Source organism: Candidatus Harpocratesius sp. (genome assembly GCF_054039255.1).
The window spans coordinates 98,634-122,289 of sequence record NZ_JBPLBG010000031.1 but is presented as its reverse complement, the minus strand read 5'-3'; the positions used below and the strand labels follow the sequence as shown (position 1 = coordinate 122,289).

General features: G+C 28.9%; 18 protein-coding genes. 14 read left to right on the top strand and 4 right to left on the bottom strand.

Going from position 1 to position 23,656, the window contains the following annotated elements:
* Nucleotides 1-50 precede the first annotated feature (50 nt).
* From ACXLDF_RS06570 to ACXLDF_RS06530, 9 genes are all read left to right on the top strand, one after another.
* On the top strand, nt 51-2,618 hold the full coding sequence (locus tag ACXLDF_RS06570; RefSeq protein ID WP_457557703.1) for a DEAD/DEAH box helicase: 2,568 nt from the start codon (nt 51-53) through the stop codon (nt 2,616-2,618).
* The gene (locus ACXLDF_RS06565) at nt 2,602-3,504 is read left to right on the top strand and encodes a histidinol-phosphatase HisJ family protein (protein WP_457557702.1); all 903 of its coding nucleotides are present in this window, start codon (nt 2,602-2,604) and stop codon (nt 3,502-3,504) included. Before ACXLDF_RS06570 ends, ACXLDF_RS06565 begins: the two co-directional genes overlap by 17 nt.
* Nucleotides 3,505-3,570: 66 nt before the next feature.
* Complete coding sequence (locus tag ACXLDF_RS06560) at nt 3,571-4,203, top strand: hypothetical protein (protein WP_457557701.1); 633 nt, start codon at nt 3,571-3,573, stop codon at nt 4,201-4,203.
* 112 nt (nt 4,204-4,315) lie between these two features.
* Nucleotides 4,316-4,846, top strand: a complete 531-nt coding sequence (locus ACXLDF_RS06555; protein ID WP_457557700.1) for a hypothetical protein — start codon at nt 4,316-4,318, stop codon at nt 4,844-4,846.
* Nucleotides 4,847-4,879: 33 nt separating this feature from the next.
* Nucleotides 4,880-6,094 (top strand): hypothetical protein, encoded by a 1,215-nt coding sequence (locus ACXLDF_RS06550; RefSeq protein WP_457557699.1) that lies wholly within the window; start codon nt 4,880-4,882, stop codon nt 6,092-6,094.
* An 11-nt stretch (nt 6,095-6,105) separates the two neighbouring features.
* Nucleotides 6,106-6,951 carry an SDR family oxidoreductase gene (locus ACXLDF_RS06545; RefSeq protein WP_457557698.1) on the top strand — a complete coding sequence of 282 codons (846 nt, stop codon included), beginning with the start codon at nt 6,106-6,108 and terminating at the stop codon, nt 6,949-6,951.
* A 97-nt stretch (nt 6,952-7,048) separates the two neighbouring features.
* Complete coding sequence (locus ACXLDF_RS06540) at nt 7,049-8,482, top strand: aspartate aminotransferase family protein (protein WP_457557697.1); 1,434 nt, start codon at nt 7,049-7,051, stop codon at nt 8,480-8,482.
* A 181-nt stretch (nt 8,483-8,663) separates the two neighbouring features.
* The gene (locus ACXLDF_RS06535) at nt 8,664-9,383 is read left to right on the top strand and encodes a hypothetical protein (protein ID WP_457557696.1); all 720 of its coding nucleotides are present in this window, start codon (nt 8,664-8,666) and stop codon (nt 9,381-9,383) included.
* A 106-nt stretch (nt 9,384-9,489) separates the two neighbouring features.
* Nucleotides 9,490-9,654, top strand: a complete 165-nt coding sequence (locus ACXLDF_RS06530; RefSeq protein ID WP_457557695.1) for a hypothetical protein — start codon at nt 9,490-9,492, stop codon at nt 9,652-9,654.
* A gap of 319 nt (nt 9,655-9,973) precedes the next feature.
* Here ACXLDF_RS06530 and ACXLDF_RS06525 read toward each other — a convergent pair whose 3' ends face one another.
* Entirely contained in the window at nt 9,974-10,984 is a 1,011-nt protein-coding gene (locus tag ACXLDF_RS06525) for a transcription initiation factor IIB (protein ID WP_457557694.1), read from the bottom strand.
* 240 nt (nt 10,985-11,224) lie between these two features.
* On the bottom strand, nt 11,225-12,187 hold the full coding sequence (locus ACXLDF_RS06520; RefSeq protein WP_457557693.1) for a HEAT repeat domain-containing protein: 963 nt from the start codon (nt 12,185-12,187) through the stop codon (nt 11,225-11,227).
* 132 nt (nt 12,188-12,319) lie between these two features.
* Here ACXLDF_RS06520 and ACXLDF_RS06515 point away from each other — a divergent pair, with 132 nt between their 5' ends.
* The 5 genes from ACXLDF_RS06515 (at nt 12,320) to ACXLDF_RS06495 (ending at nt 19,485) form a co-directional block, all read left to right on the top strand.
* Nucleotides 12,320-13,399 carry an MPN domain-containing protein gene (locus ACXLDF_RS06515; protein ID WP_457557692.1) on the top strand — a complete coding sequence of 360 codons (1,080 nt, stop codon included), beginning with the start codon at nt 12,320-12,322 and terminating at the stop codon, nt 13,397-13,399.
* Nucleotides 13,400-13,722: 323 nt separating this feature from the next.
* Nucleotides 13,723-15,138 (top strand): hypothetical protein, encoded by a 1,416-nt coding sequence (locus ACXLDF_RS06510; protein WP_457557691.1) that lies wholly within the window; start codon nt 13,723-13,725, stop codon nt 15,136-15,138.
* Between the two features lie 107 nt (nt 15,139-15,245).
* Nucleotides 15,246-18,359 (top strand): coiled-coil domain-containing protein, encoded by a 3,114-nt coding sequence (locus ACXLDF_RS06505; protein WP_457557690.1) that lies wholly within the window; start codon nt 15,246-15,248, stop codon nt 18,357-18,359.
* A gap of 125 nt (nt 18,360-18,484) precedes the next feature.
* Nucleotides 18,485-19,108: a hypothetical protein gene (locus ACXLDF_RS06500; RefSeq protein WP_457557689.1), complete on the top strand. Its 624-nt coding sequence runs from the start codon at nt 18,485-18,487 to the stop codon at nt 19,106-19,108.
* Entirely contained in the window at nt 19,105-19,485 is a 381-nt protein-coding gene (locus tag ACXLDF_RS06495; protein ID WP_457557688.1) for a hypothetical protein, read from the top strand. The genes ACXLDF_RS06500 and ACXLDF_RS06495 overlap by 4 nt, the downstream gene beginning before the upstream one ends.
* Nucleotides 19,486-19,979: 494 nt before the next feature.
* Here ACXLDF_RS06495 and ACXLDF_RS06490 read toward each other — a convergent pair whose 3' ends face one another.
* Nucleotides 19,980-21,878, bottom strand: a complete 1,899-nt coding sequence (locus ACXLDF_RS06490; protein WP_457557687.1) for a hypothetical protein — start codon at nt 21,876-21,878, stop codon at nt 19,980-19,982.
* A gap of 50 nt (nt 21,879-21,928) precedes the next feature.
* Nucleotides 21,929-23,623 carry a hypothetical protein gene (locus tag ACXLDF_RS06485; protein ID WP_457557686.1) on the bottom strand — a complete coding sequence of 565 codons (1,695 nt, stop codon included), beginning with the start codon at nt 23,621-23,623 and terminating at the stop codon, nt 21,929-21,931.
* Nucleotides 23,624-23,656: the final 33 nt, after the last annotated feature.

Genomic DNA, 23,656 nt, shown 5'->3' with positions numbered 1-23,656 from the left:
GCCCTATTAAATTAAAAGGTTGAAAAATTAGTGATATTAAGGTCATAATCTTGCTCGCTCCGATACCATCATCAAATACTCAATATGTAAATCATCCTTTATTAAAACCAAATATGGTAATTAAACGGAAATATCAGCAAGCAATATTTGCTACATGTGCCCGTAACAATTGTTTGGTTGTGATTCCGACAGGATTGGGGAAGACTATTATTGCTTTGTTATTAGCTTTGCATCAATGGAAGGATCTTAATACAAAAGTAGTCTTTTTAGCTCCAACGCGCCCGTTAGTTGAACAACATCAGCAATTATTTTGTGATTTGACCATATTTGAGCCCGAACAGCTCCCTCTTATTACTGGATCAATAGCACCTGAAAAACGAGCTTTATTATATCAAATGTCTTCGATACGTGCATTATTCTTAACTCCACAAATTGTCCAGAATGATCTAATTTCAGGAAGATTCTCATTTGAAAATGTTTCTTTAGTAATATTTGATGAAGCACACCGTGCTGTGGGGAATTATGCTTATACTTTCATTGCAAAAAAATACTGGCAAAATACAATTGTTTCAAATCGAAAAATATTAGCTATGACTGCATCACCAGGTAAGAATCGCGAGAAAATAATGGAAGTTATGCAAAATTTATATCTAAATACTGTAGAAATACGGACAGAATCAGATTTAGATGTAAAACCTTACATTCAAAATGTTTCTACTGAATGGATTGAAGTACAACTGCCTGATGAATTAAAGGATATATTAGAGACACTCAATCAGCTGGAAAAACAAATTTTATCTGAATTAAAGAAGAATGGGTTAATTGAATCCCGAGATATATCAAAAATAAATCGAAAAGATCTTCTAAGTGCTGGAAAAGAGCTAGATCTTCTAATAACTCGAAATTACAATCAAGGTGATTTACCTCGATTACTTTATTGTAAAAAATTACTATCGAATGCAATAAGAATATCTCACATGAAAGAATTGATTGAAGCTCAAGGTTTAGGCGCTTTAACTAAATATTTAGAAAAAAACATGCAAAAAGTACAAGCAGGTAAAGGTGGAGTTTCTCTTCGAGAATTATTTACTTCAGAATCAATGAATAAGATTATGCAACATGCACAAGAATTGGAAGAACAGAAGATTTTTCATCCTAAATTCAAAATTCTTAGTTCAATACTACACAATCAATTCAAATCAAGTGATACTTCTCGAATTTTAATATTTTGTCAGTTTCGCGATACAGTAAAAATCTTAGTGGAAAAAATCAATGAGGTACCACTGTTTCGAGCAATGAGATTTGTTGGCCAACAAAGTAAGGGAAAAGAAAAAGGTTTATCCCAAAAAGAGCAAAAACAAATTCTTCAAGATTTTAAAACTGGTATTTACAATATTTTAGTTGCAACTTCAGTGGCTGAAGAAGGACTTGATATTGCAGAATGTGATGTTGTGATTTTTTTTGATGTAATTCCAAGTGAAATTAGATCAATTCAACGCCGTGGAAGGACGGGTCGTAATTCTGCAGGAAAGGTAATCATTCTGAAAACTAAAGGAACAAGAGAAGATGCCTATTATTGGGCAGAACGACATAGGGAGAAAGAAATGAAAAGAATTCTTAAGGATCTCCAATATGAAATGAATAAATTTTCGAATACTAATAAGCAAGATTCAAAGAAATTTAAAAATACAAAGTTAAAGAAAGAGAATAGTCTGTTAAGATACGTACAAAATTCACCTGAACTGCATGATCTTCAAGATTCAATTAACTCTAATGAGAGCATAAAAAATTCGGAAGATCCTTCTTCTTTAATAATTACTCCATCGATACATTTTGAAGAAAATCATACACTAAATCGCCTAAAAGAAAATGGATCAGTTAATATTTCTGATTCAGACACAAATATTCATTCTAAAAATACAGATTTTTCTTTAAAAGAACAAAGAAAAACTCCATATATATTAGTAGATTCTCGTGAAACAGCATCGCCTATCACACGAATTTTATCAGAAATGAATGTAGACATCGATTTACAGACTCTACCTGTGGGGGATTATATTGTTTCTCAACGTTGTGGCATTGAACGTAAATCTATTCAAGATTTTATTGATTCAATTAAAGATGGGCGTTTATTTGATGAAGTCCGTCGTCTTCGTAATCAATTCAGTCATCCTATTCTTCTTTTGGAAGGAAATTATCACAAAATTATAAGTATTAATCGAGCTGCAATCTTAGGCACTTTGACAAGTATTATGCTAAAATTTCAAGTTTTTCTAGTTCAAACTCAAGATGCCCATGATTCAGCTGAAATGATTAGGGCTCTTGCCCTCAAAGAGCAAAAAAGTAATTCGAAATCTTTTTCTATTCGATTTAAAAAAATACCTAAACAATTGGATAAACAATTAGAGCAAATTGTTGCAGGAATTCCTGGGATAAATTTAGCGCGAGCACAAGATTTATTGCGCGAATTTCGGACTCTACGCGCTCTTTTCAATGCTTCACCTGAAGATCTGAAAAAAATCCATCAAATAGGGCCCGTTCTAGCAGAAAAAATTCATAAATATGCAAATTTAGATTATTTCTTAAAAGAAGTTGATGATTATGACACCAACAAATAAAATTTCTCATCGTCCATTTCGTTTATTTGAATCATTAACACCTCAATGGGATCATGATTTACATATTCATACTAATTGGAGCCAAGATAATTTAAATGGTCCTTCTGCACTTAAATGGCTAAATCTATCTGAACGATATAAAATTCATATCGGTTTTGCTGATCATTTTGAAATTGGTTATTACATTCATCGACCTCCAAAATATGCTGATTTGGGTTCTTGGAAATTAAATCTTAACACAATAGATAACTATTTGGAAGAATTTGATGATTTAAAAAGCAAGTTTCAACATTTTTCCTTAGGATTGGAGGTAAGTTATCACCCTAGTATTCAAGATCGTATTTGGGAATTTTTGGATGATTATTATTCACAATTTGATTATATAACTGGAAGTGTTCATGAAATTGAATTGTTTCGTGCAATAACAGTTAAGAAAAACATTCAACCATTAATTCAGAACCAAGTTCAGTTTAAATCTTTAATTGACCGATATTTTAAACTGATTCAAGAGATGATTGACTCTAAACGTTTTGATGTTATTGCACATCCTGACGTTATTTTTCGTTTCGTTTCATTTTCAACATTATCAAAGGAAATTCAAAATAACTATAGACGTTATCTATTCGACATTGCCTGGTTATGCGACAAAACAAAAACCTTTATGGAGATAAATCTCAGCGGATACAGATATCAATGGCAAGATAGTTTTCCAAAGGAATCTTTACTTGCACATTTTCGATTGGAAGATATACCTATGGTAATTGGAAGTGACAGCCATGAAATATCCTACTTTTCATCAATTGTTCCAAAGATCAGGAAACTAAATAATTTGCTAAAAAATAACTGGAAATTTGTATATAAATTTGATCCATCTCAAATTCAATAATAAAATTGAGCGTTAATTTAAGATAAGAACAAATATATGTTAAGAAATTCATAATTGTTACAGAAGATGTCTGATCAGCCTCCTGAATCATTAAACGATCCCAATGGAAAACAATCTTCCAATATTAAAAAGCAAATTGAAGAACAGAAACAAAAGGAAGAATTAAAAGATCTTCTTCATACTATTGATACCGATGGCGCTCCACAATTGAAAAGTAAAATTACCATTATTTCGGAGCCAAAATTAGATGAACTTGATATTAGCCAAATTAAAAAACTTCATCTAAAAGATTCTCCTTTACGTGAAAAAGATTCCATTCCTGCTAATGAACGTCCAACTGGAAATTTGTGGCGAGATTTAGAAATCTTTTTCATACAACTTGGCCGTGCATATGAAAATCGCTATGCTTTATGGGAATCTACGTTTGTCTCAATAATGAAAAACCTTAGAAAAATGAGAAAATACAACGAAACACAATCTAAAATATTAATCAATACTATTCAAGAATTAGAAGTACAAATAAAAAATGGATTGAAAGATTTTCAAATTAGACGGGATGAAATGGAGCGATTTTCAGATATTGACTATAAAACTATTACATTGAATTTTAAAAAGGTTCTTGAATTATTAAACTTGCAAATTAGAGAAATTCAACTTCGCCAAGAGATTGATCAGTTATATCAAATTTATTGCTCTTAATATTTTTGAGCAATAATTTATATCGACTTAAGATCATAGTAGTACTAAGTATCTCAATTGTAATTTTCTTTATGAATATCAATAATTTAAAATAGGAGATTTATGAAAGACTATGTCCTTAATAAAAGCAGAAAATATTAGATTAAAAAAGAAAGTCGAAGATTTAGAAAACAGATTGATAAATTTAGTTGGTGCTATCAAGATATTCGCAACTGGTATGTCAGATAATGAATTAGAAATGAACAACCATATTGCTGAGATTATTTCGAGTAGTTCAGAACTTAAAATTGTAGCACCTTATATTTCAGAAGAATATGCTATTTTATTACAAGATCGATCAAATTCTGGAATAAAGATGCAAATTGTGGTAAATGATCGCAGGTTATGGCCAAAAAATCATCAAGTTATTTATGATAAATTAAAAAATACATCAACAATCGATGTAATTAATAATCCGAATGTGCATTACTTAATGGTTTGGAGTCCAGAAGCCACTATTTTTACCAGTGGGCCTTTATCTAAAGAACATTTGATGAAATCAATATTAATCGGAACAATTATTACTGAACCTGCGAAGAATCGAGATATGTTGAAAATCTTCAATCTTATGCTTCCATCATTTATGCGACAAAATTTCAATTAAATATTCAATAAATCAACAAATAATTGAGTAAATATGAATAATCCAGTTGAAGATTTTTCTTTTAATTCAGAAAAAGAACCACTAGATAAGGTTTTTGATTTTTTAATGAAGATTTACTTTTATCTTGGTCTTGTGGGTTATCTTCCTTACTTTTTAATTCATAGTTTATATTTTTTCCCTGTTAATTCAACATTACCTACTTTAACTATTATCATTTTTTTAGCAATTGGAGAATTACTTCTTCTTTTTTTCATGGATATGATTGGGATGCAATCGACTTATTTAGATCGAATTAGTCGATTAGTTCCCCTAATAGCTGTCACCATAGGTGCTGCTGCTTTAATTTATCAATCAATACTTATTTCTTTTGGTTGGATCGAGCAATATCCCATGATTTTAATTACAGGAATTATAATCTTAGGTGTTTTTGGCATTTTAGGCTGGTATTTTATACGACAAGAATATGGATTGACTAAACAAAACTATTTTCCTTCGCTTAATGACTCAATGATTGGGTTATTGTTTAGTGGAATCCTGTATTTTTTTGAATTTTTTATACAAAGTGCTTTATTAATTGGAATAAGTCTTAGTTTCATTGCTTATCCATTTATCATTATAATTTGGGGGCATCCAAAGGTAGTCCCTAGAATAAAACCGCGTAAATTAGTTAACCCTTATAAAAGAGTAACTTTTTCAAATTTTATACTTGATGTAATGAAATCTCTTGCAATTGCAGGCACTATTTTAATTGTACTATATGATGGCTCTGTATTATTATTTCCAGACCATGAATCAAGTTTTGATTCAATATGGATTCGGAATCTTGCTTTAGTATCCTTTTGTGCTGCACTCGCTATGTATCTATATTGGCAAAACTCTCAAAAAGTATATGGCCTATTTGTAGTATTTTTGTTATACATTTTAACTTTTATTCATTTTGTAATCGTTGTTGGGTTTAATCTTAACACATGGTGGTTAATTGCTCCTTTGAATGGATTTACTCTTGCTGGTGTTTATTTCTTTATTGAACAAAAAATCTATAAAAGTGATAATGTCAGAGTAATGTCAGGTTCATATTACACAGTAGTTTTAATTCTTGTAACAGGGGCAATATTATTTCGTGAAAATTCTCAACTAGATGTTCTAATTAATTATGGTAGATTGGTTGTTTCTGTAATTGGGATTGCTTATTTGATCGGTTATTTGCGCGAATCACCGTCAACCAGATATAATAATCATTATAAATAAAGGATATTTTGATGAAATCGGATAAAATTTATCAAGTAAAGAACAATAAATCTAAATTTCCATTGAAAGTATTAATAACTGGGGCATCTGGTGGTATTGGTTATGCAATTGCAAAAAAATTAGCACAATCACCTGAAAAATATGAAGTATATGGAACATCTCGCTTTCCTAAAAAGATCCCTCAAGAACTTCATATTCTAAATCTTAACTTTCATTCTTTAGATTTAACACAACCCTCTTCAATTGAGTCATTGCTTACAATATTACCACATGTGGATATTCTCATTAATAATGCAGGTTGCTCACACAATGGACCAGTTGAAGAAATTCCTATGGAACATGTGCGTGAGTATTTTGAATTAAACTTTTTTGGTTTAGTGTCTTTAATTCGCGGATATTTACCAAATATGCGCGCTCAGAAATTTGGATATATCATTAATATATCTTCAATGGCGAGCTTATCCCCTGTTCCATTTTCAAGTTTTTATGCTGCATCTAAAGCAGCCGTTAATGCGCTCACATTTGGATTAGCGAATGAAATTTACAATTTTGGGATAAAAGCAATAGTTGTTGCTCCTTTTGAAATAAATACCAATTTACCTCAAGATTTTCAAACAAAAAAATCTTCACAATATTATTCTAATTCAAAAGCTGTGAAAAATTCTCGAGATCATGGACTTTTACACGGGCCATCTCCTATAGTCGTTGCTGATACAATTTGGAAGATTTTAAATAGCCGAAATCCAAAATTATTTTATCCTGTTGGAAAAAATGCTAAATTAAAATATTTCTTGATCAAGCATTTGCCTCAGTGGATAATATCAAATTCAACTCGCAAAATATTCAATATTTACTAACTATCATGGTGCGAATAAGTTCTATACAAAATTTAATTGTTACTAAATTTTTTATATAAAAATTATATAATTGTCAATAAAAATGAGATGTAATGTGATGTTCAATACAAAATGGTTATCAAAGAAAGAAATTGAAGATTTAATCTTAGAACCACTAACTGAAGATGAAATTCTCGCTTGTAGAAAAAAACATTCTTTAGTTCCATTATTAAATGAAATCGTAAAGGGAACTACCGAGCCAGGAACAGGTGGAACTGCCTATTTTCACTTTTTAAATAGGGAAGAACCTATCTTAGATTGTACTTCCCAAGCTTGGTCATTGAATTTAGGTCATGCGCCCGCTGATGTTAATTACGCTGTTGCGGTCCAATCACAATTCAGTAATCATGTTCGTTATGGATATTTAACACCCATTAGAGTAAAGCTTGTGAATAAATTATCTTCAATTGCTCCCGGTCAACTGAAAGATGGGCGCGTCGCTTTAAACAATTTAGGTGGTGGTGGCGCTGTCGAAGCTGCAATTCGATTAGCTTATATTAACAGTAGAAGTGGAGATCAAATAGTAACATTCTTTCGTGGATATCATGGTTCCAGCTTGGCGTTGACTGGGGCAACACAACAATTAGGATTAGCTATTAGATATCGGCCATTTGGAATTGATCGTTGGTTAAAAACCTTCTTCCCTTATTGTTATCGCTGTCCATGGGGATACAAAGGTGGATTAGGGGGAAAGAAGGATCCAGCTTGTAAATTAGAATGTTTGGAATTTGTTAAACAACATATTGAACAATATCATATAAGTGGTGTTGCTGCTGTGTTGATTGAACCCAATCAAGGCGCAGGCGGACAAATACCTGCTCCAGTTGAATTTCTCGTTGGTTTGAAGAAAATTTGCAAGAAAAATAAGATTATTCTCATATATGATGAATGTCAGACGGGCTTTGGGCGTTCTGGAAAGATGTGGATTTCAGAATATTATTCAGATCTGGCAAATGAAGATGTTTCTCCCGATATTTTGGCAGCAACAAAAGGTGCTGCTGGGGGATTTCCATTAGGAATGACTCTTGCCAAACCAAAGTTAAAGATGCTTTCTGAAGCTGAAGAACATTCAACATATTCATCAAATCCCGCTTTAATGGCTGCTTCATTAATAACCATTGAAATTTTGGAAAAAAATAAGATTCCTGAAAATGCGGCGAAACAAGGTGAAAAAATATCAAAATTTCTAAACGAATTAAAAGAAAAATATTCACAAATTGGAGATGTCCGTGGGCCTGGGCTCTTTATTGGAGTTGAATTTGTTAAAGATCCTAAATCCCGTGAACCAAATAACGAACTTGTTGAAAAATTCCTTTCATCTGCTCTAAAAAATAATATCCTATTTGGTAAAAGCATGCCAATTTTGAAAAAATCAGGCGAAATGATGCGAAATATTGTCAAAATTAAACCTCCTTTGATCATTTCAGATGAAGAGACAGAAGAAATTTGTCATCGTTTTGAAAAATCGCTAAAGGATGCATTAAAAAAATAATTCTTTCTCTTTCTTTATCTATTAAAATTCCTTTTTTTGTTCATTATAAATGAGTGTCTCTTTTGTTAAGCAAAAATTTTTATTTTTATAGTCTGATGTAAAAATCAATCACATTCTTTTACTTAGGTAAAAGACACGATTATTTTTACTGAAGATTTATAATTTAAAAGAAGGTTTTAACATGAAGAAAATTGTATTATGGGTTGGATTTGGAATCATTGGAATTCTATTACTAAACATTCCTTCGATTGCAGCTGCTGGTGAAGTATGGGGTTTTAAAGAAAATGATAAAATCTATTATTATATCGAATCAAAGGAAGATTCTACTTTATTAGTTAAAGGAAGCTTTAATGTCGTAATTAATGATATAACTGATGGAGATGTTACATTAACTGTTGAATCATCATTTGAAGGTCAAGATGCGATTGATTATCGTGATAACATGGAAGTGGAAGATGAGCTTTATACTGGGACTTCTATTGCGTTTTGGGGAATTAAATCTTTTATAGGATCGACAAGTGTTATATTTTATAGTGATGTAGGACTAGAATCAGCAGCTACTGATTGGGATAATATCTTTGATTTTATTCAAATTATGGCTGATGCAACTGAAAACATCACTTTTACTCGAACAGTATCTGAAACGGGATATACCATTAAATTAGAAGATAATAGTAGTTCCTATGAATATTTTGAAGAACGTGAATATTCAACAGATGGGAATCTATTGAAATTGAATATAAGAAGTGTTGATAATGATGGAGTTGTATCTACCTTTAAGCTTGAGAAAAGCTTATTGCCTTTACCATATCCAAATCTCTACGTATATATTGCAGGTGGTGCTGCAGTAATCGTTTTAATTATTTTCTTTGCAGTATGTTGCAAAAAGAAGAAAAAATAACCTTGGTTATTAATTTATCTTTATTCTGTCAATTTTTTTTTATTTTTGTCTTTTATTTTTGAATAAATATGTGAAAATTTTTAATCTTATATTATAATTTGGGTATATGAGTGAAATATTAAATTTTACATTTGAAATTTCCAAAATTCCTGGATATGTAGATTATATTATTGATGAATCAATAAATTCTGAAAAGAAATTTAAAGATTTTTTAGTTGAATTTTTGCATACACATATTTCTCATACACATATTTCTCAATATAATCTTTAGTAAATGGGCTTGATTTAGGTGTCATTCCTTCAAGTACAGCTGATTTTACAGATCGAAATTTTTCCTATTTGAAGTCATCAAAAATCTCAGATATTGATTATAATTCAGAAAGTAGATTAAGAGATGTCAGAAAAAAAGAAAAATATTATTTTAAAATTACAGGATAATTAGGTGGAATAAGCAAAGAATTGGGGGATTCTTTGCTCTATTCCGGGGGTTTTTTGTTTGGTGTTTTATTTTTTAAATGTTGGTTGTATGCCACCAATTATTTAGGATTATAATATTTATTTGCTGAATTTATTTATTTTTTTGATTATTATTAGCGAAATTTAGGTACTTTGCAATATTTTTGCAGATCTCGACATCTTACTCTTAAAGTAACTTCTGTAATGTGGGAGAGTTTTGCTATATCTGTCTGAGTTCTTGGATTTTTATGAAGATGTGATGATATATATATTGCTGCTGCTGCAATTCCTTTTGGATCTTTTCCCTCAACTAGAAGTCCATTCTTTTTGGCTCTTTTAACCAATCGCATTGCATCTTGACGAATTCGCATTGGTAATTCTAGATCTTCACCGAATTTTTCTATATAGCGAACAGGATCTAAATTTGATACTCTTATATTCATTTTCGGTAATATTTTTATTATTAGCAGTCGATAACATTTTACAACATTTTTCTTATTTACATCAACTACTTTGATAATTTCTTCAACCACTCGTGGGATTCCATGAATCTTTAGTGAAACAAAAATTGAAGCAGCTAATAATATATCAATTGATCTGCCCATAGTTAGTTTTTCTTTAACAGCGTTTTGATATATTTTTATTGCATCTTGAATAACCATTTCAGGTAAACCTAATTTTTCTTGAAGTCTTTGGAAATTAGGTAGTGCAATCCAAAGATTTCTTTCATAACTTGAAGTTAGTGAACGGTGTATCTTTCCAAGTCTGGAATATTTTACTTGATATTTTGCTTCTAACAGTGTTCCTTTTGAGTCTGTTTTTCCCCTAATAACCGTTCGAGGTCCAATTATGGAATATACTGGTTCTGTAATTTTTCTATTTTTCAATTCTTCTTGTGTAAAAGCCCTTCGTGGGGCATTCTCATATACTCTATCAAAAACCATTCCGCAATTTTGACAAACAGAAAAACCTTGAGCTGTTGTGATTTGAGGATTTTCGCAACATTTGTCATTTTGAGATGATTTTGGCTTTAAATTATTAAATCGTGGAACTACTCGTGAATGAGTACGCAAAGATCGTGAATAATTATTTTGATATGATTTTTGAATTTGTTCTTGAATGTGATTTTGATGAAAAACCTGCATTGGAAAAAGATCCCCCTAATAATATAATTATTTTATTTGTTTGGTATTTGTTTATTTATCTTGAATTCTTCGAGAATTTTCAAGCTATGAAAATAATCGTTTAAAGATCGATTTGAGAGATTCTCGAAGGTTTTCTTGTAATTATACCTTTGTGGGGATATCGTTTAAAGGAAGCCTAAGGAAAATATTCTAAAAAAATATTGAAAAAATTCTAAATTCTTTAAAAATGAGAATAATTGGTTATAGATTAGAATTTTGGAAAAAAACAGTAAGAAATTGGTGATATTTCTCCTTAATTATAGGGTCTGATTCTTGTGCTTCTAAATTTTCGATAATCTCTTGCAAATCTGCTTGTGAAAAGTTAGTTTTGATAAAATTGCTAATTTCTTTATCTTCATGATTTTGTAAAAACATTTTAAAAACTTGAGTTGAAGCTTGTTTACCTAATTTTAACAGTGCTTTCTTTGCGAATTTTCTTACTTCATCATACATATCTGAGGTTTTATTAAGTAATTCATCAGCAGCTCTTGGATCCTTTAATTTTATTAAGGCTTTAATTGCATCTCTTCGCACATACCAATATTTTTCTCTTTTTAATAATTCTATCAACGCTGGAACCGCATCTTTTGCCCCAATTTTACCAATGGCAAGACAAGCTGCACATCTTACATTTCCATCTTCATCATCTTCAAGTGCACGTAATAAAGCAGGTAATCCTTCTAATTTCCTAATTTCTCCTAAAGCTTTAATCGCTCCAACAATAACATCAGAGAATTTTACTCCCTCTTCTCGCAATTTTTCTGAAGCGTCACTTTCTGCAATTGTATTTTTTGTATTTCCATCTCCAACTGTTGAATAAAACCTTTGGTTTGGATTGACCATTTCAGTTAATTTGGGAATTGAACGTGGATCTTTTAATTTTCCTAAACTCCAACAAGCATTCGCTTTAACATAGTAATCATTATCATCTAAAGCTTCAATTAAAGCTTCAAACACTTTGTCATGATATTCTTCTTTGTTTATTTTCCCTAATGCACGTGCAGCTGAATTTCGTACAACTGGATCTGGATCTGATTTTAATAATTTAATAATCGTTGGAATTGCCTCAACAACTTTTTTCTCACCTGCAGAAAAAATTGCTTTCTTTTTTTCAGTTACATCAGAAGAATCCAGATTTTTCATAATTTCAAGAACGGAAGACATGATATAAGCCTTGTAAACTAAATCAATAATATTTCTAAAATATGCAGAAGAGCTAAAAAAAGCTATCCTTAATATCAAAAAAAAATTGAAAAATTAAAAATATCGCAACATGATTATATTTAAGTGAAAAAGATGTCAAGAAAAAATTCGATTGAAATTTCAGAATCACTTGAAGATTTATTAAAAGCAAAGAAAAAAAAGATTGTATCTCGATTAATAAATAACAATCAAAAAATATCCCAAAATATTAATGAAAATAATGATAAACCAGAAGAATTGAAAAAGCTAATAAGTAATTCTTCTATTATTCAAATTTCACAGAATAATGTTGTTAATTATATTGATTCTCCCCCGAAATTTGAGAATGTTTACATTACTGCAAAAGCTTTTGATGAGATTATCATGCTTGCAACTGCAGTAAATGAGATTAGTAAAGATAGGTGGGGTCCAGACTCTGCAAAACTTGAAGTTTATTGTTATGTATTAGGGGATAAATTACCAAATATTCCAACAAAACCTCAAACAATTACTGGAATTTATATCCCATATCATAATGCTAGTGAAGTTAATGTAGTTGTTCCTGAAGCTGGAATTCTGGAAGTAAAAGAGTATATTGAACAAATGGAAAAGGTTGTATTAGGTTGGGCACATAGTCATGGCCACTATAAGGTTTATAGTTCTGAAACTGATGAAATTAATCATTTAACTCTGCTTCAAGATACATTTAATTATACTGTATTTAATTCGTTTCGTCTAAAATATATTTACGGTATTACAGTTAACGATAAAGGGGATCATATAGGTGTAATATTAACCCAATATCCATGTATGCATATTCAGAGAGCAGAAGATCATCAGTTTACCTTGATTGGAGAACCTTATTCAAAATCAGAATTTCTTGCCAGATATCGAGAAATAAAAGCAATGGTGGCTGATAGGGTAAATATTAGGCAACCTGGACCCGTTTTTACACAAGAGGATCAAATAAGTCAAATAAATAATCAATTACTAACAAATTTTGCAATAAAAATGCGTAAAGCAAAGAATTTACTCGTAGAAAAAATTCCAGAAAATTTAGAAAGCAATTTTATGTTAATTCAAACACTACTTGAAAATTATGATCAATTACTTCTGGATGCTGTTGAAGAGAGTTTTAATGATTCAGCTAAAGAACTAATTCGTACTTTAAAAAATTTGAAAGATATACGATAATACCATATACTCTTGAATTGTTAATATTTAAATTTATTTTTTAATTTTCAAGGTGCGAATATGTTTTTTTTTTCGATTAGATTGATATATCTAATGGTTCCCTTATCATAATTGTAAGGAAGAATGGAAATATTATAAATGCTTAACAATTATGATATATTAATTAGATTTTTATCGAACATGGGAATTTAAATAATCTCGATCTTCAATAAGATGCACATATTCTTTTGATCTCCTTAATATATAATTAACAAAAATGTTTAGGATCAAATTACCTTGAATCTATTATTGTTAAAATATAGGTTGGTTATTTTGGTGGGAAAATGAAAAAATCACAACAACAAAAATCCTTTTTTATTTGTACAAGCTGCAAATTAAAACAAAATATTGATCAATCTGTCCATATTTCCAAGAATTACTGTGTTAGATGCTATAATAAAGAACAAATATATCAAGATATGATACAGAAATTTAATTTTTATCAAAGAGTTCTAAAAGAGAAAGGTGATCTCACACCTATTCGAAAAAAAAAATTAAAAGAATTAATACGATTAAATGAAATTTTACTTCCACAAACTATTTTTGAACTAGAAGATGGTGAAATTCTTTCAAATTTAAAAGAAATCCAGAAAAGTGCAATAAAAAGTGGAATGAAAGAATTAGAAAAAAAATATAGTCTAAATATCAATGACGATGCTATAACATATGAATTGATAAATAAAATACGCCCAATATGGGAATCTTCAAAGAAAATTTCAAAAATTAAAATGGCTTATTATTTAGAACAATTAGAGCCTTTTATGGATAAAAAAATAGAAAATATACCCAAATTCTTTAAAGATCTTAGATCTTCATGTCACATCCCTTATTTTACTAAGATAAATAAAGGTTATAGCATAAAATATATGCAACCTTTTCCATTCAATCAAAATTATTTACTAAAAACAGTCAAAACTTATCGAAAGCGCATATTATTTTATACAGATCAAAAGCATCAATTTCGATATTTTGTTGAAAAGATTGGACAAATTTGTCAATTTCAAACAGTAAATGATGCTTTAAAACAAGCAATTGAAATTTATGTAAAAGAAATTGCATCTGAAGCAATGCAGCGATTTGCTGATCGAATGATGGAAGAAATAAACATTCGAGAAAAATCTAACCTAATTCCAAATATTGCGAAATATATTATGGATAATCATGAAGTAATATTTGAAACTTGGTATACAAAAATACTTCCTTTTGATAAAAGTCGTTTCATGGCAAGCCAAGCCCGAACAGGGAGTCGAACTGATTTTGTTGTTCGTTTACAATATAAATTTCGCCATTATGAACTAAGAATGATAATGGAAAGTCTAAAGTCTACAACTGAATTAATGCTAAAAGAAAAAGCAAAATCTAAACTAAAAAAAATTCAAAATGATAAATCTCTTTCAGAAGAAAAACGAGTTTTGAAAATTAAACGAATTACAGAAAGATTAGAAAACGATTTAGCACCTGAAAATCTTGAACGAATTCAGAAACAAAATATGAATAGTGCACCCATGGTGGCGAGACTTTTATTGCTAAATGCTGAAAAGGCTTTTAATCTAATATTGAATCAGATTATTCGTTATCATTATCGTCGATTAAACATATCTACTCCTGTACAATATATAACAAATGTTCTGGAATCAGGTGCAGAAGAAATTAGACGCGATTTAAAAGCTTTTTATTTTATCCACTCCAGAGAATGGTAAGGAACACTGATTTTTTTGTAATTTTTTCAACTATTATCCCATTTTGCAAAGATTATTAAAAAGATGAATACATTTACTTATATAAAAATAAGAAGTAGGTTCTATTCGTGGCCAGCGAGCTCCTTTCAAAAACTGATGAATTTCTTCATGTTTCTCGTGAAAAATTAGCAAAACAAATACGCGAACTCTCTTTAAAGGCGAAAAATATTGAGAAAAAAGAAGATCGTTTTATAAGGTTTTTGGAAGAGAAAGAAAGTGAAATTCAAGATGCGAAACGAAAAATAGATGAACTTGTTGAAATTGAGAGTAAATCTAAAATCCAAATATCTCAGCATGTAGAAATGCTTACTTGGCTGGTTGATTCAATTGATGAGTCTGTGTCTGATTTAAAAAATCGCATGTTAGAACATTCACAAAAAGCAATTTCAGAAAATCTTCATGATTTTAATGATTATTTACGAGATTTAAAGGATATAATTGCTCCTTTAAATCAATGTAAAGAAATTAAGGATGAAAATCTGCTAAAGCAAACCATTTTTAGCATTACTGAAACTCTAACATTGTTTTCTACAAATATTAATGATTCTATTTATTCAATGGCTGAAGTAATTCATAAAGCTGCAGTTGATGCTATTGATGTTTCTTCTAAGGAATTTGATGATTTTGTTGCAGATATATATCAGATTTTTGATACTTTCAATTCGATCTTACAAAAACTAAAATTAACTAATTCAATACGTAAATATTTGGAACTAGAAGAAATTTATGACGAATCGCTAAAATTATTAGGTGATTATCAAAAATTATTAGAAGTAAAAAATCAGTTTTTAATTCAAAAAGAAATAAAAGAAATCCAATTGGAAGAATTAAATCAATTTGGACTTGATAGGAATTTAAATAAACTGAAATTAAAAAAAGATTTTTTTATAAAAAAAATCCAATTCCAATCAAATCAATTTGCCAAATTACAAGAAGACTATAATGAATTACTCGAAGAAAAGGAAATTGTTGAATTAGAAAAAATAAATATACACGAATTTTTTAAAGCGATTAGCGATGAAATTTTGATCAGCCAGAAATATTCCGCTGAGACATATAATTTGTTATATTCCACTTTAGATGAAATTCACAGTTCTATTCCTTTTATTAAAGTTGATCTACGTAATTCAACAGAAAACGCAATAAATTCCTTTATAGATGAATTTATTAATCGTTTTCAAAAATTTGGAAAAATTGTGTCTATTATAACAAAAGTAAATAAATTATCTGATTTAGAAAAAAAACAAAAGAATTTAGGATTGATTTACAAAAAATCTCAAAAATATTTAAAAACCTTACAACATACTATAAAATCTTTGACAAAAACAGTTGCGGCAGAAAATGCCTTAGCTATTGAGTCTTCTTTTAAGACATTTTTGAAATTTATCGAAAATTTTAAAGAAAATTTCTTTATTATTCAAGATAGTGTCGCACAACTTACTTTATCGATGTCAAATCAATTAATTGCTGATCTTCTTAAATATTCTGATGAACAACTCGAATTTTTTCAATCTTCGGCTAAAATGAAACAAAAATTAGATCTTCAACAAGAAATTATTTCATTTTTAAGCCAAAATCTTCAAAGTATTGAAAATGATTTAAAAATTCGCTCTCAAGCCAATAACAAAAATCGTCGAAAAATATTACTCATGCAATGTAATATTCAGTACAAACAGACATCATATGAAATTATCCGTAATTGGCTCTTGAAGAATTCCGGAATTGTCCCATTTACTGCAATAAATTTCTATGATATTATTTCTTCGAATTTGTCAATTCAGACAAGTAACCCAGAGATAAATTCAAATACTCTCGAAAATTCTTTCTACGTTATTAATTGGGATGTCTACAATTTAGAAAAACAAAAAGAAACCAACATCGTATATACCGTCTCAGGATATAATACTCCTAATCCTGTGGATTTTCAATATGTGAAAAATATTACCAATTTAGCAAATTTTAGATATAAAAAACTTGCAATTCCTATTCAACTAAATATCTACTCTTGTGAATCAACCAAACAATTGATTATTGAAATTTTAAATCCAAGTTCTACAGATTGCCTTTGGAATCTTATTCTTATTTTATCGATTGATGGAATAAATAAAGATGAATTAGTAATTAAAATTCCTTATTTGTCTGCAGGTCAAAAGTACATTCATTCTCCTTTGAATAACAGTAAAGAATGTATAAAACCTGTGTTTTTTTATGCTTCAACGCATATAGAATATGGAATTAAATTAGAACGATCTTTAACTTCATTGGATGAGTATATTATTGAACCTTTTATCCATAATACTTCAGATTTTCTTTTTCATATGGGAAAAATCAGTATATATTCCGCTAAATCCCCCAATGAAGAAATGATTAGAATTCCAAAAAAATCACTTGAAAAGATTCCTCCAAAACTTGATTTTCAAAAAAGATTTACAATAAAAACTCTTGAAGATCCTCCTGAGATTTTTATGGAAATTGTGGTTTTTCCTCATTTAGTATATAAAATTATAGAGATTTCCAAAAATGAATTTTTAAGTTTAGAACCTACACCTCAATTACTTATTTCTTCTGATTTTTATGAGAAAGTTAAATCAATAAAAATAACTCAACCAAAGGATGAAGAAAAATTCGATGAAATAATTCATCCTGAACTTTTAATTATAAATGAAGAGATAAAAAGATTAGAAAATAAGAAATTGGAATATGAACGCTATCTCCAAGAAATTCAATTGAATATTCAAAAAAAAATGGTAGAAAAAGCCGCAATCATTGCAAAAATAGAACAAGAGCAAAAAACACAAGAAAAAATTAAGAAAAGTCATTATACTCAAACTAAAATAATAAAGAAATCTTTAGAGAAGAAAACTTCAAAAAAGAAAACAGTTAAAAAAACAACAACCAAAAAATTAGTAGCTAAAAAACCTGCATCTAAAAAATCAGTATCTAAAAAGTCAGCATCCAAAAAATCAGCAACTAAAAAACCTGCATCTAAAAAATCAGTATCTAAAAAGTCAGCATCCAAAAAATCAGCAACTAAAAAAACAACATCCAAAAAATCAGCAACTAAAAAAACAACATCTAAAAAATCAGCAACTAAAAAAACAACATCCAAAAAATCAATATCTAAAAAGTCAGCATCCAAAAAAAAAGGCTATAAATCAACTAAAAGAAAAAAAGCAAATTAGATCTAAAAAGAATGTAAAAACTTATTCGCACTAATCTATACAACAGAGTCAATAAGAAAATAAAAAATAGTTTTTTTCACTTCAATGTAACACTTATTTTTCATAAGATGTTATTATTATTGGTTATGGCTGTTATTACAAAACATAGGATCTATTTCTGTATTTTACTCTTTTCTCTTTTATCATTTACATCCATTCATGCAAAAATGAATATTGTTTCTGCTACAACATCCACTAACTCGTCAGAGTCATTGTACACTCATTCAGAAATATTTCGAATGGAGCAAGGATCCTCTAAATTCTATTTGACTACATTAAATCCAAATGAGACTTGGTCGCTTAATCTCACCGCTTTGTTTACAGGGGTATTTTATATTTTCATATTTGATGAGAGACCTACAAATGATTATATTTATGCAAATTACTCTTTGGATCCAGAGATTTATGAACAATCTATTGCATATAACAATACTCCTCGTTATATTTTTTACCCTGAACTTAATTTAAGTGTAGCTAATGTTCAATTGGATTACAAATATTTAGATACAAAATCCCGGTTAGTATATCTTGAAATTGTTATTTTAGAAAATGGGCCTGATACTTATCATCTTTATAGTTCTCATTTATTAGAACCATATTACATTCCATTTATTGATGGATTTAATCCATCAAGCTTAATTTTCTTATTTCTTTTTTCACACTCTGTTATATTTGTTTTTATTAATAAAAAAAAAGCGAAAAATGCATGAATGAAAATAATTCTGTTGATTCTGAAGTTCTTGCTCGTTTACGTACATTGATGGCTTTAGAACGAAATTATTTGGCTGAAGAACGTACTCAATTAGCCCAATTTCGGACAGGCATTGCACTTGCTTTATTGGGTCCTTCGTTGGGTTCTATTTATTATCCTTTAAGTGTTGACATTGCATCTATAACAGTGTTTAATATCTTAATCAGCATTCTATTCGCTTTCATTACAGGTTTGGGCATTTATTGGATAATTAAATCCCACCAAATCGTTAAAAATCTTCGATTAAAAAAAAAAAAAGTAAAAGATAAAGAATTGGCTATTTTACAAGAATATCCTGATGCTTGCGATTTTCTTATGCAATGCTTTGAAGGATAATAATTAAAATAATTAGGTGTGAATAAATATAAGAGAAGAGTCGGGCTTTGTTAAAAAATAAAAAGAGGGAGTTTTTGAGCAAAATCTGCTCAATAATTGAACGCCCAACTAAGATTGGTGAAGAAGGGGAGGATAACCAACTGTTGGGGGCGAGACTAATTTTGAGTCTCAAATAAAACTAGATTCGCCCGACTCGTAATCAAAAGTTAGTTTTTATCCATTAAATATATTATCAATTAAAAACCAGTTGATCTGATTGCTACAAATGAGTTTTCTTTGTATATTCTTTTATATCTGATTTTCAAAGGCTGTAATTTTTATGATTTCTTTTCAGAATATTTGAACATTTTGTATAAATCTAATAAGAAATTGGAAAAATTCCAAAAAAAATAAGTAAAAATTTGAATTTTTTCAAAATAAAAAGATTGATTCTATAATCAAAGGCCGCGAATAAGTTCAATAAAATTATTTAAATTGTATTATTTTTAAAATGATTAAAGAGTAAAAAAAGAAATAATTGAATGACATGTACTTAACTGCTTTTGATACTGTGATGCTAATTCATCATTATTCAATTGAAAACAAATCTCTATTAATTTTGTTAAGATCTCAGTTAATTTAAATAGATCACGCGGTTGCTTAAAATCAAAAAATTCTGCTGTTTTTTGAAGCATTTGAAATCCTTTATAGAGAAATTGGGTGAAATTAGGTTGAAGAAAATGCTCAGATACATAATCCAAATAAGACATACCTAGGGTGAAGTTTTTTCGGGTAGAATATTTGAAATTTTTTTCATAAAACACCCACATTTTATCTAAATCATTCTTCCTTTTGAAGTATTGTGCCCATAAATAATTAACCTCAATTTCAAAGTCTATTCCATATTTTCCTGGATTTTTTATGTTTAATAATCGTTTTTCAGCTAAATCCAACCATTCTTCTCTTATTTCCCATTCTGCATACCATAATTCAATTTGAATAGCTAATTTTGATTTTTTTTTACCATTTGGGAGTGAAGATATTATTTTGGAAAGGATTTGTTCATGTTCATCCTTTATTTTATCATTACTTCGATAATATGCATATTGCATTATCTTAAAATGTAATTCACAGATTTTTAATAAAGAAGTATATCCCAATTTTGCCACATCGAGTGCTTTAACAAGAAAATTTATCGCTTGAGTAAGACTCTTAAGCTTTTTTGATGTTTCAGCTAATAAGAAATATAACTCTATAACATAATTTGGAAATTTCTTAAAATCAATTTGATTTAATATCGGGTTTATTATTTTTTCTATATTTAACCAATTATCTTGATAAAATAGAAAACTTGCACGTTGAATCCGCTCAAGATATATGATTTCTTGGAAATTTTGAGGGGTATGATCTAGTTTGTTATAATTTGGTTGTGTTTTTAAAAAAGACTTAAATCCTTCTAAAACCAATGTTGGAAAGAAAAGACCATAACAAATATCAAAATTTTTCTTATCAAGTAAGAATTTTCGCTCAGAAAATGGTTGTAGAAATTGTGAATTGATATTGGCTTGAGATTTCATAAAAAGGATGATTTCATTTGAGATACCACGCCAATATACAATCCAATCTTGAATAAGTTGAACTATATCAATATTAAATAAGCTGTTTTGTTTTTTTATCTGTAAAAGTGGTAAAATTAAATGAGATTCTAATCCAAAGCGGATCCATATGTTTTTGTAATTTGAATCAGACCAGTAAGAAATAGAACTTGGTTCACCAATGAAATATTCAGAAAAAGTCTGATCACAATAAATAATTGCCAAATTCTCGCGACCATATGGAAAATTTGAAACAAGTTCCGCAGGAAATTCAGATGTCTGGCTAAAATAATTGTTTTTTGCAATTTCATCATATAAATGCGAAATTTCATGAACATGATTATAAAAAAAATCATCTTTTTTAATTGAATTTAATCGCATTATTTGATAAAGAATTAATTCTGAATTGCAATCATCTAAAGAAAAAGGTTTTTTTGAAGAAAACATCTGCTTAAAAATTTGCTGGAATTCAGATTCATAAGATTCTAAATTAAAATCATGATTTAATGGATATTCATCATATAAATAATTAAAATAATCAAGAATATTAGAAACAAATTGAGTTAAAAAGGTTTCAAACTTCTCATCAACCCATCGGGGTCGAAAATAAAATGACATCGAAAATGAGCACAATTCTATGGGGAAATCAAATGGAATTGGAATATAAATAGGTATTTTTATGCCAAAAATTATTGTTGTTTCTGGTTCTGTGATAATATTATACCTAAAATAGTTTTGATATCTTCCTGATGCTTCAAAACCTAATTTTTTGAATATCTGATGAATTTGATCAACTGGTTTATATGATAAACGTTCCATTATTTTCAAATCACTGTAAATCCTTTTTGTAAATTAAATTTCCTTACATTTTAAGTGCTCATATGTAATAATCCACTTATAAATAATAATACACCACCAGAAATAAACAGTAATACTGTTAAATTTTGAAGAAAATCAAAGGTAAGAGAAAATGGATTTAACATCAAAATTAAACCAAAAATAAATAGACTTAATCCAATAATAAAAACTGTCCCGCCGTATAACTTTGCAATAATTCGTATTTTTGTTAAAACCATATTTTCTTGAATCCGGGATTCTGCTTCACGTATAGATTTTTCCATAGCACCTAATTTTTTTCGTAATGCTTTGAGATTATTTTCTGCTTCTTTAAGATTTCGTTCTGAATTTATTTTTTTTTGTTCTAATTTCTCAAATTCTTCTTGTGCATCTGTCAATTTATCTGAAAGAATACTATATTGTTTTTCGATTTTTTCTTTTTCATTTTTCTTTTCTTGGTATTCATTATCAAATTCTTTCATACGCTTTGTTTGTTGATAAAGAATTGCTTCATTTCCTTTTATTTTCTCAATTAATCTCTCAAAATTAGATGAATGTATCTCTACTTGCTCTGACAGTGTTTTAAGTTGGTTATTTCTTTCTTCATAATGTCTTTCTAATAATTTAATATTTTGTAAAAGATCGGAATTTCTTTTTTCTAGTTTTGGGATTTCTTCTGATAAATCTGTGTGTTTTTCTGTTATTTTTATTAATTTTTTTGTAATCTTTTCGATTTTTTGTTGGATCTGCTGTAGATATTTCTCACGAACATCTATTGCAGATTTTAAATTTGTCAATTCTTGCTCTTTTTCAGTATATTCAAATTTGATTTGTTTATGTTTTTCGGTATATTCAATCCTGTCTCTTTCAAGTCTTTCAAGATATTCTTTCATTTCTAATATTTTTTCATTTGCTTCTTCAATTTTTGTTGAAAGTTCATGATATTCTTTTTCTTTTATTGGTAAATCATGATCATAATTGCTGAATTTTTCAGCAATCGTGGTTAAATCTTGTTGTCTATCTAAAATTTTTTTTTCTAAATCTTCTAAATATTTTTCACGTAATGATAAAGACTCTTTGAGTTTAGATAGTTGGTCTTCTTTTTCATTTATTTCAGATTTGATAGTCGTCAATGTATTTCTATCTTCCAAAATTTCTTGATCTAAAGTGTTTAAGTAGTTTTTTTTATCTGAAAACTCAGAAGATAAGAGATTATATTGATTTTGAAGATTGGATACATTTTCAATAATTTTTAGGTGCTTACGAGTGGCCGTACTTAAATTTGTTTCTATTTCAGTAGATTTCTTTTGTAATGAGTCAATAGATGCTTTTAGATGTGTTTCTAAATCTTCCAAAATTTCTCGTTGTTGTCTCAATCCTTCTATTTTCTTATTCAAGTTGTCCAAATTAGTTTCTTTTTGATTATATAATGATTCGATACCTGAGAGTTTTTTATTATATTTATCCAAGACCTCTTGTTGGGTTCTGATTTGTTCATTTAAGTCTGCTAAAATTGCTTTTTGTTTTTCAATTTTGTGTTGAAGATCTTGCAAGTTTAAATCTAATTCTTGTCGATCTTCTTCATTGTTAGTTGTAGTTTCTTCCAAAGTATTTTTAGCTTCTCGAAGTTGTTTATCAATTTCATCACGAATATCTTTTAAATCTTTAATTTGATCTTTTTCTAGACGCTCTTTTGAAAGATTTGAAGAGTTTTCTTTGGAATTCACGAAAAATCAAAATAACTATGTGATCTGATTGTT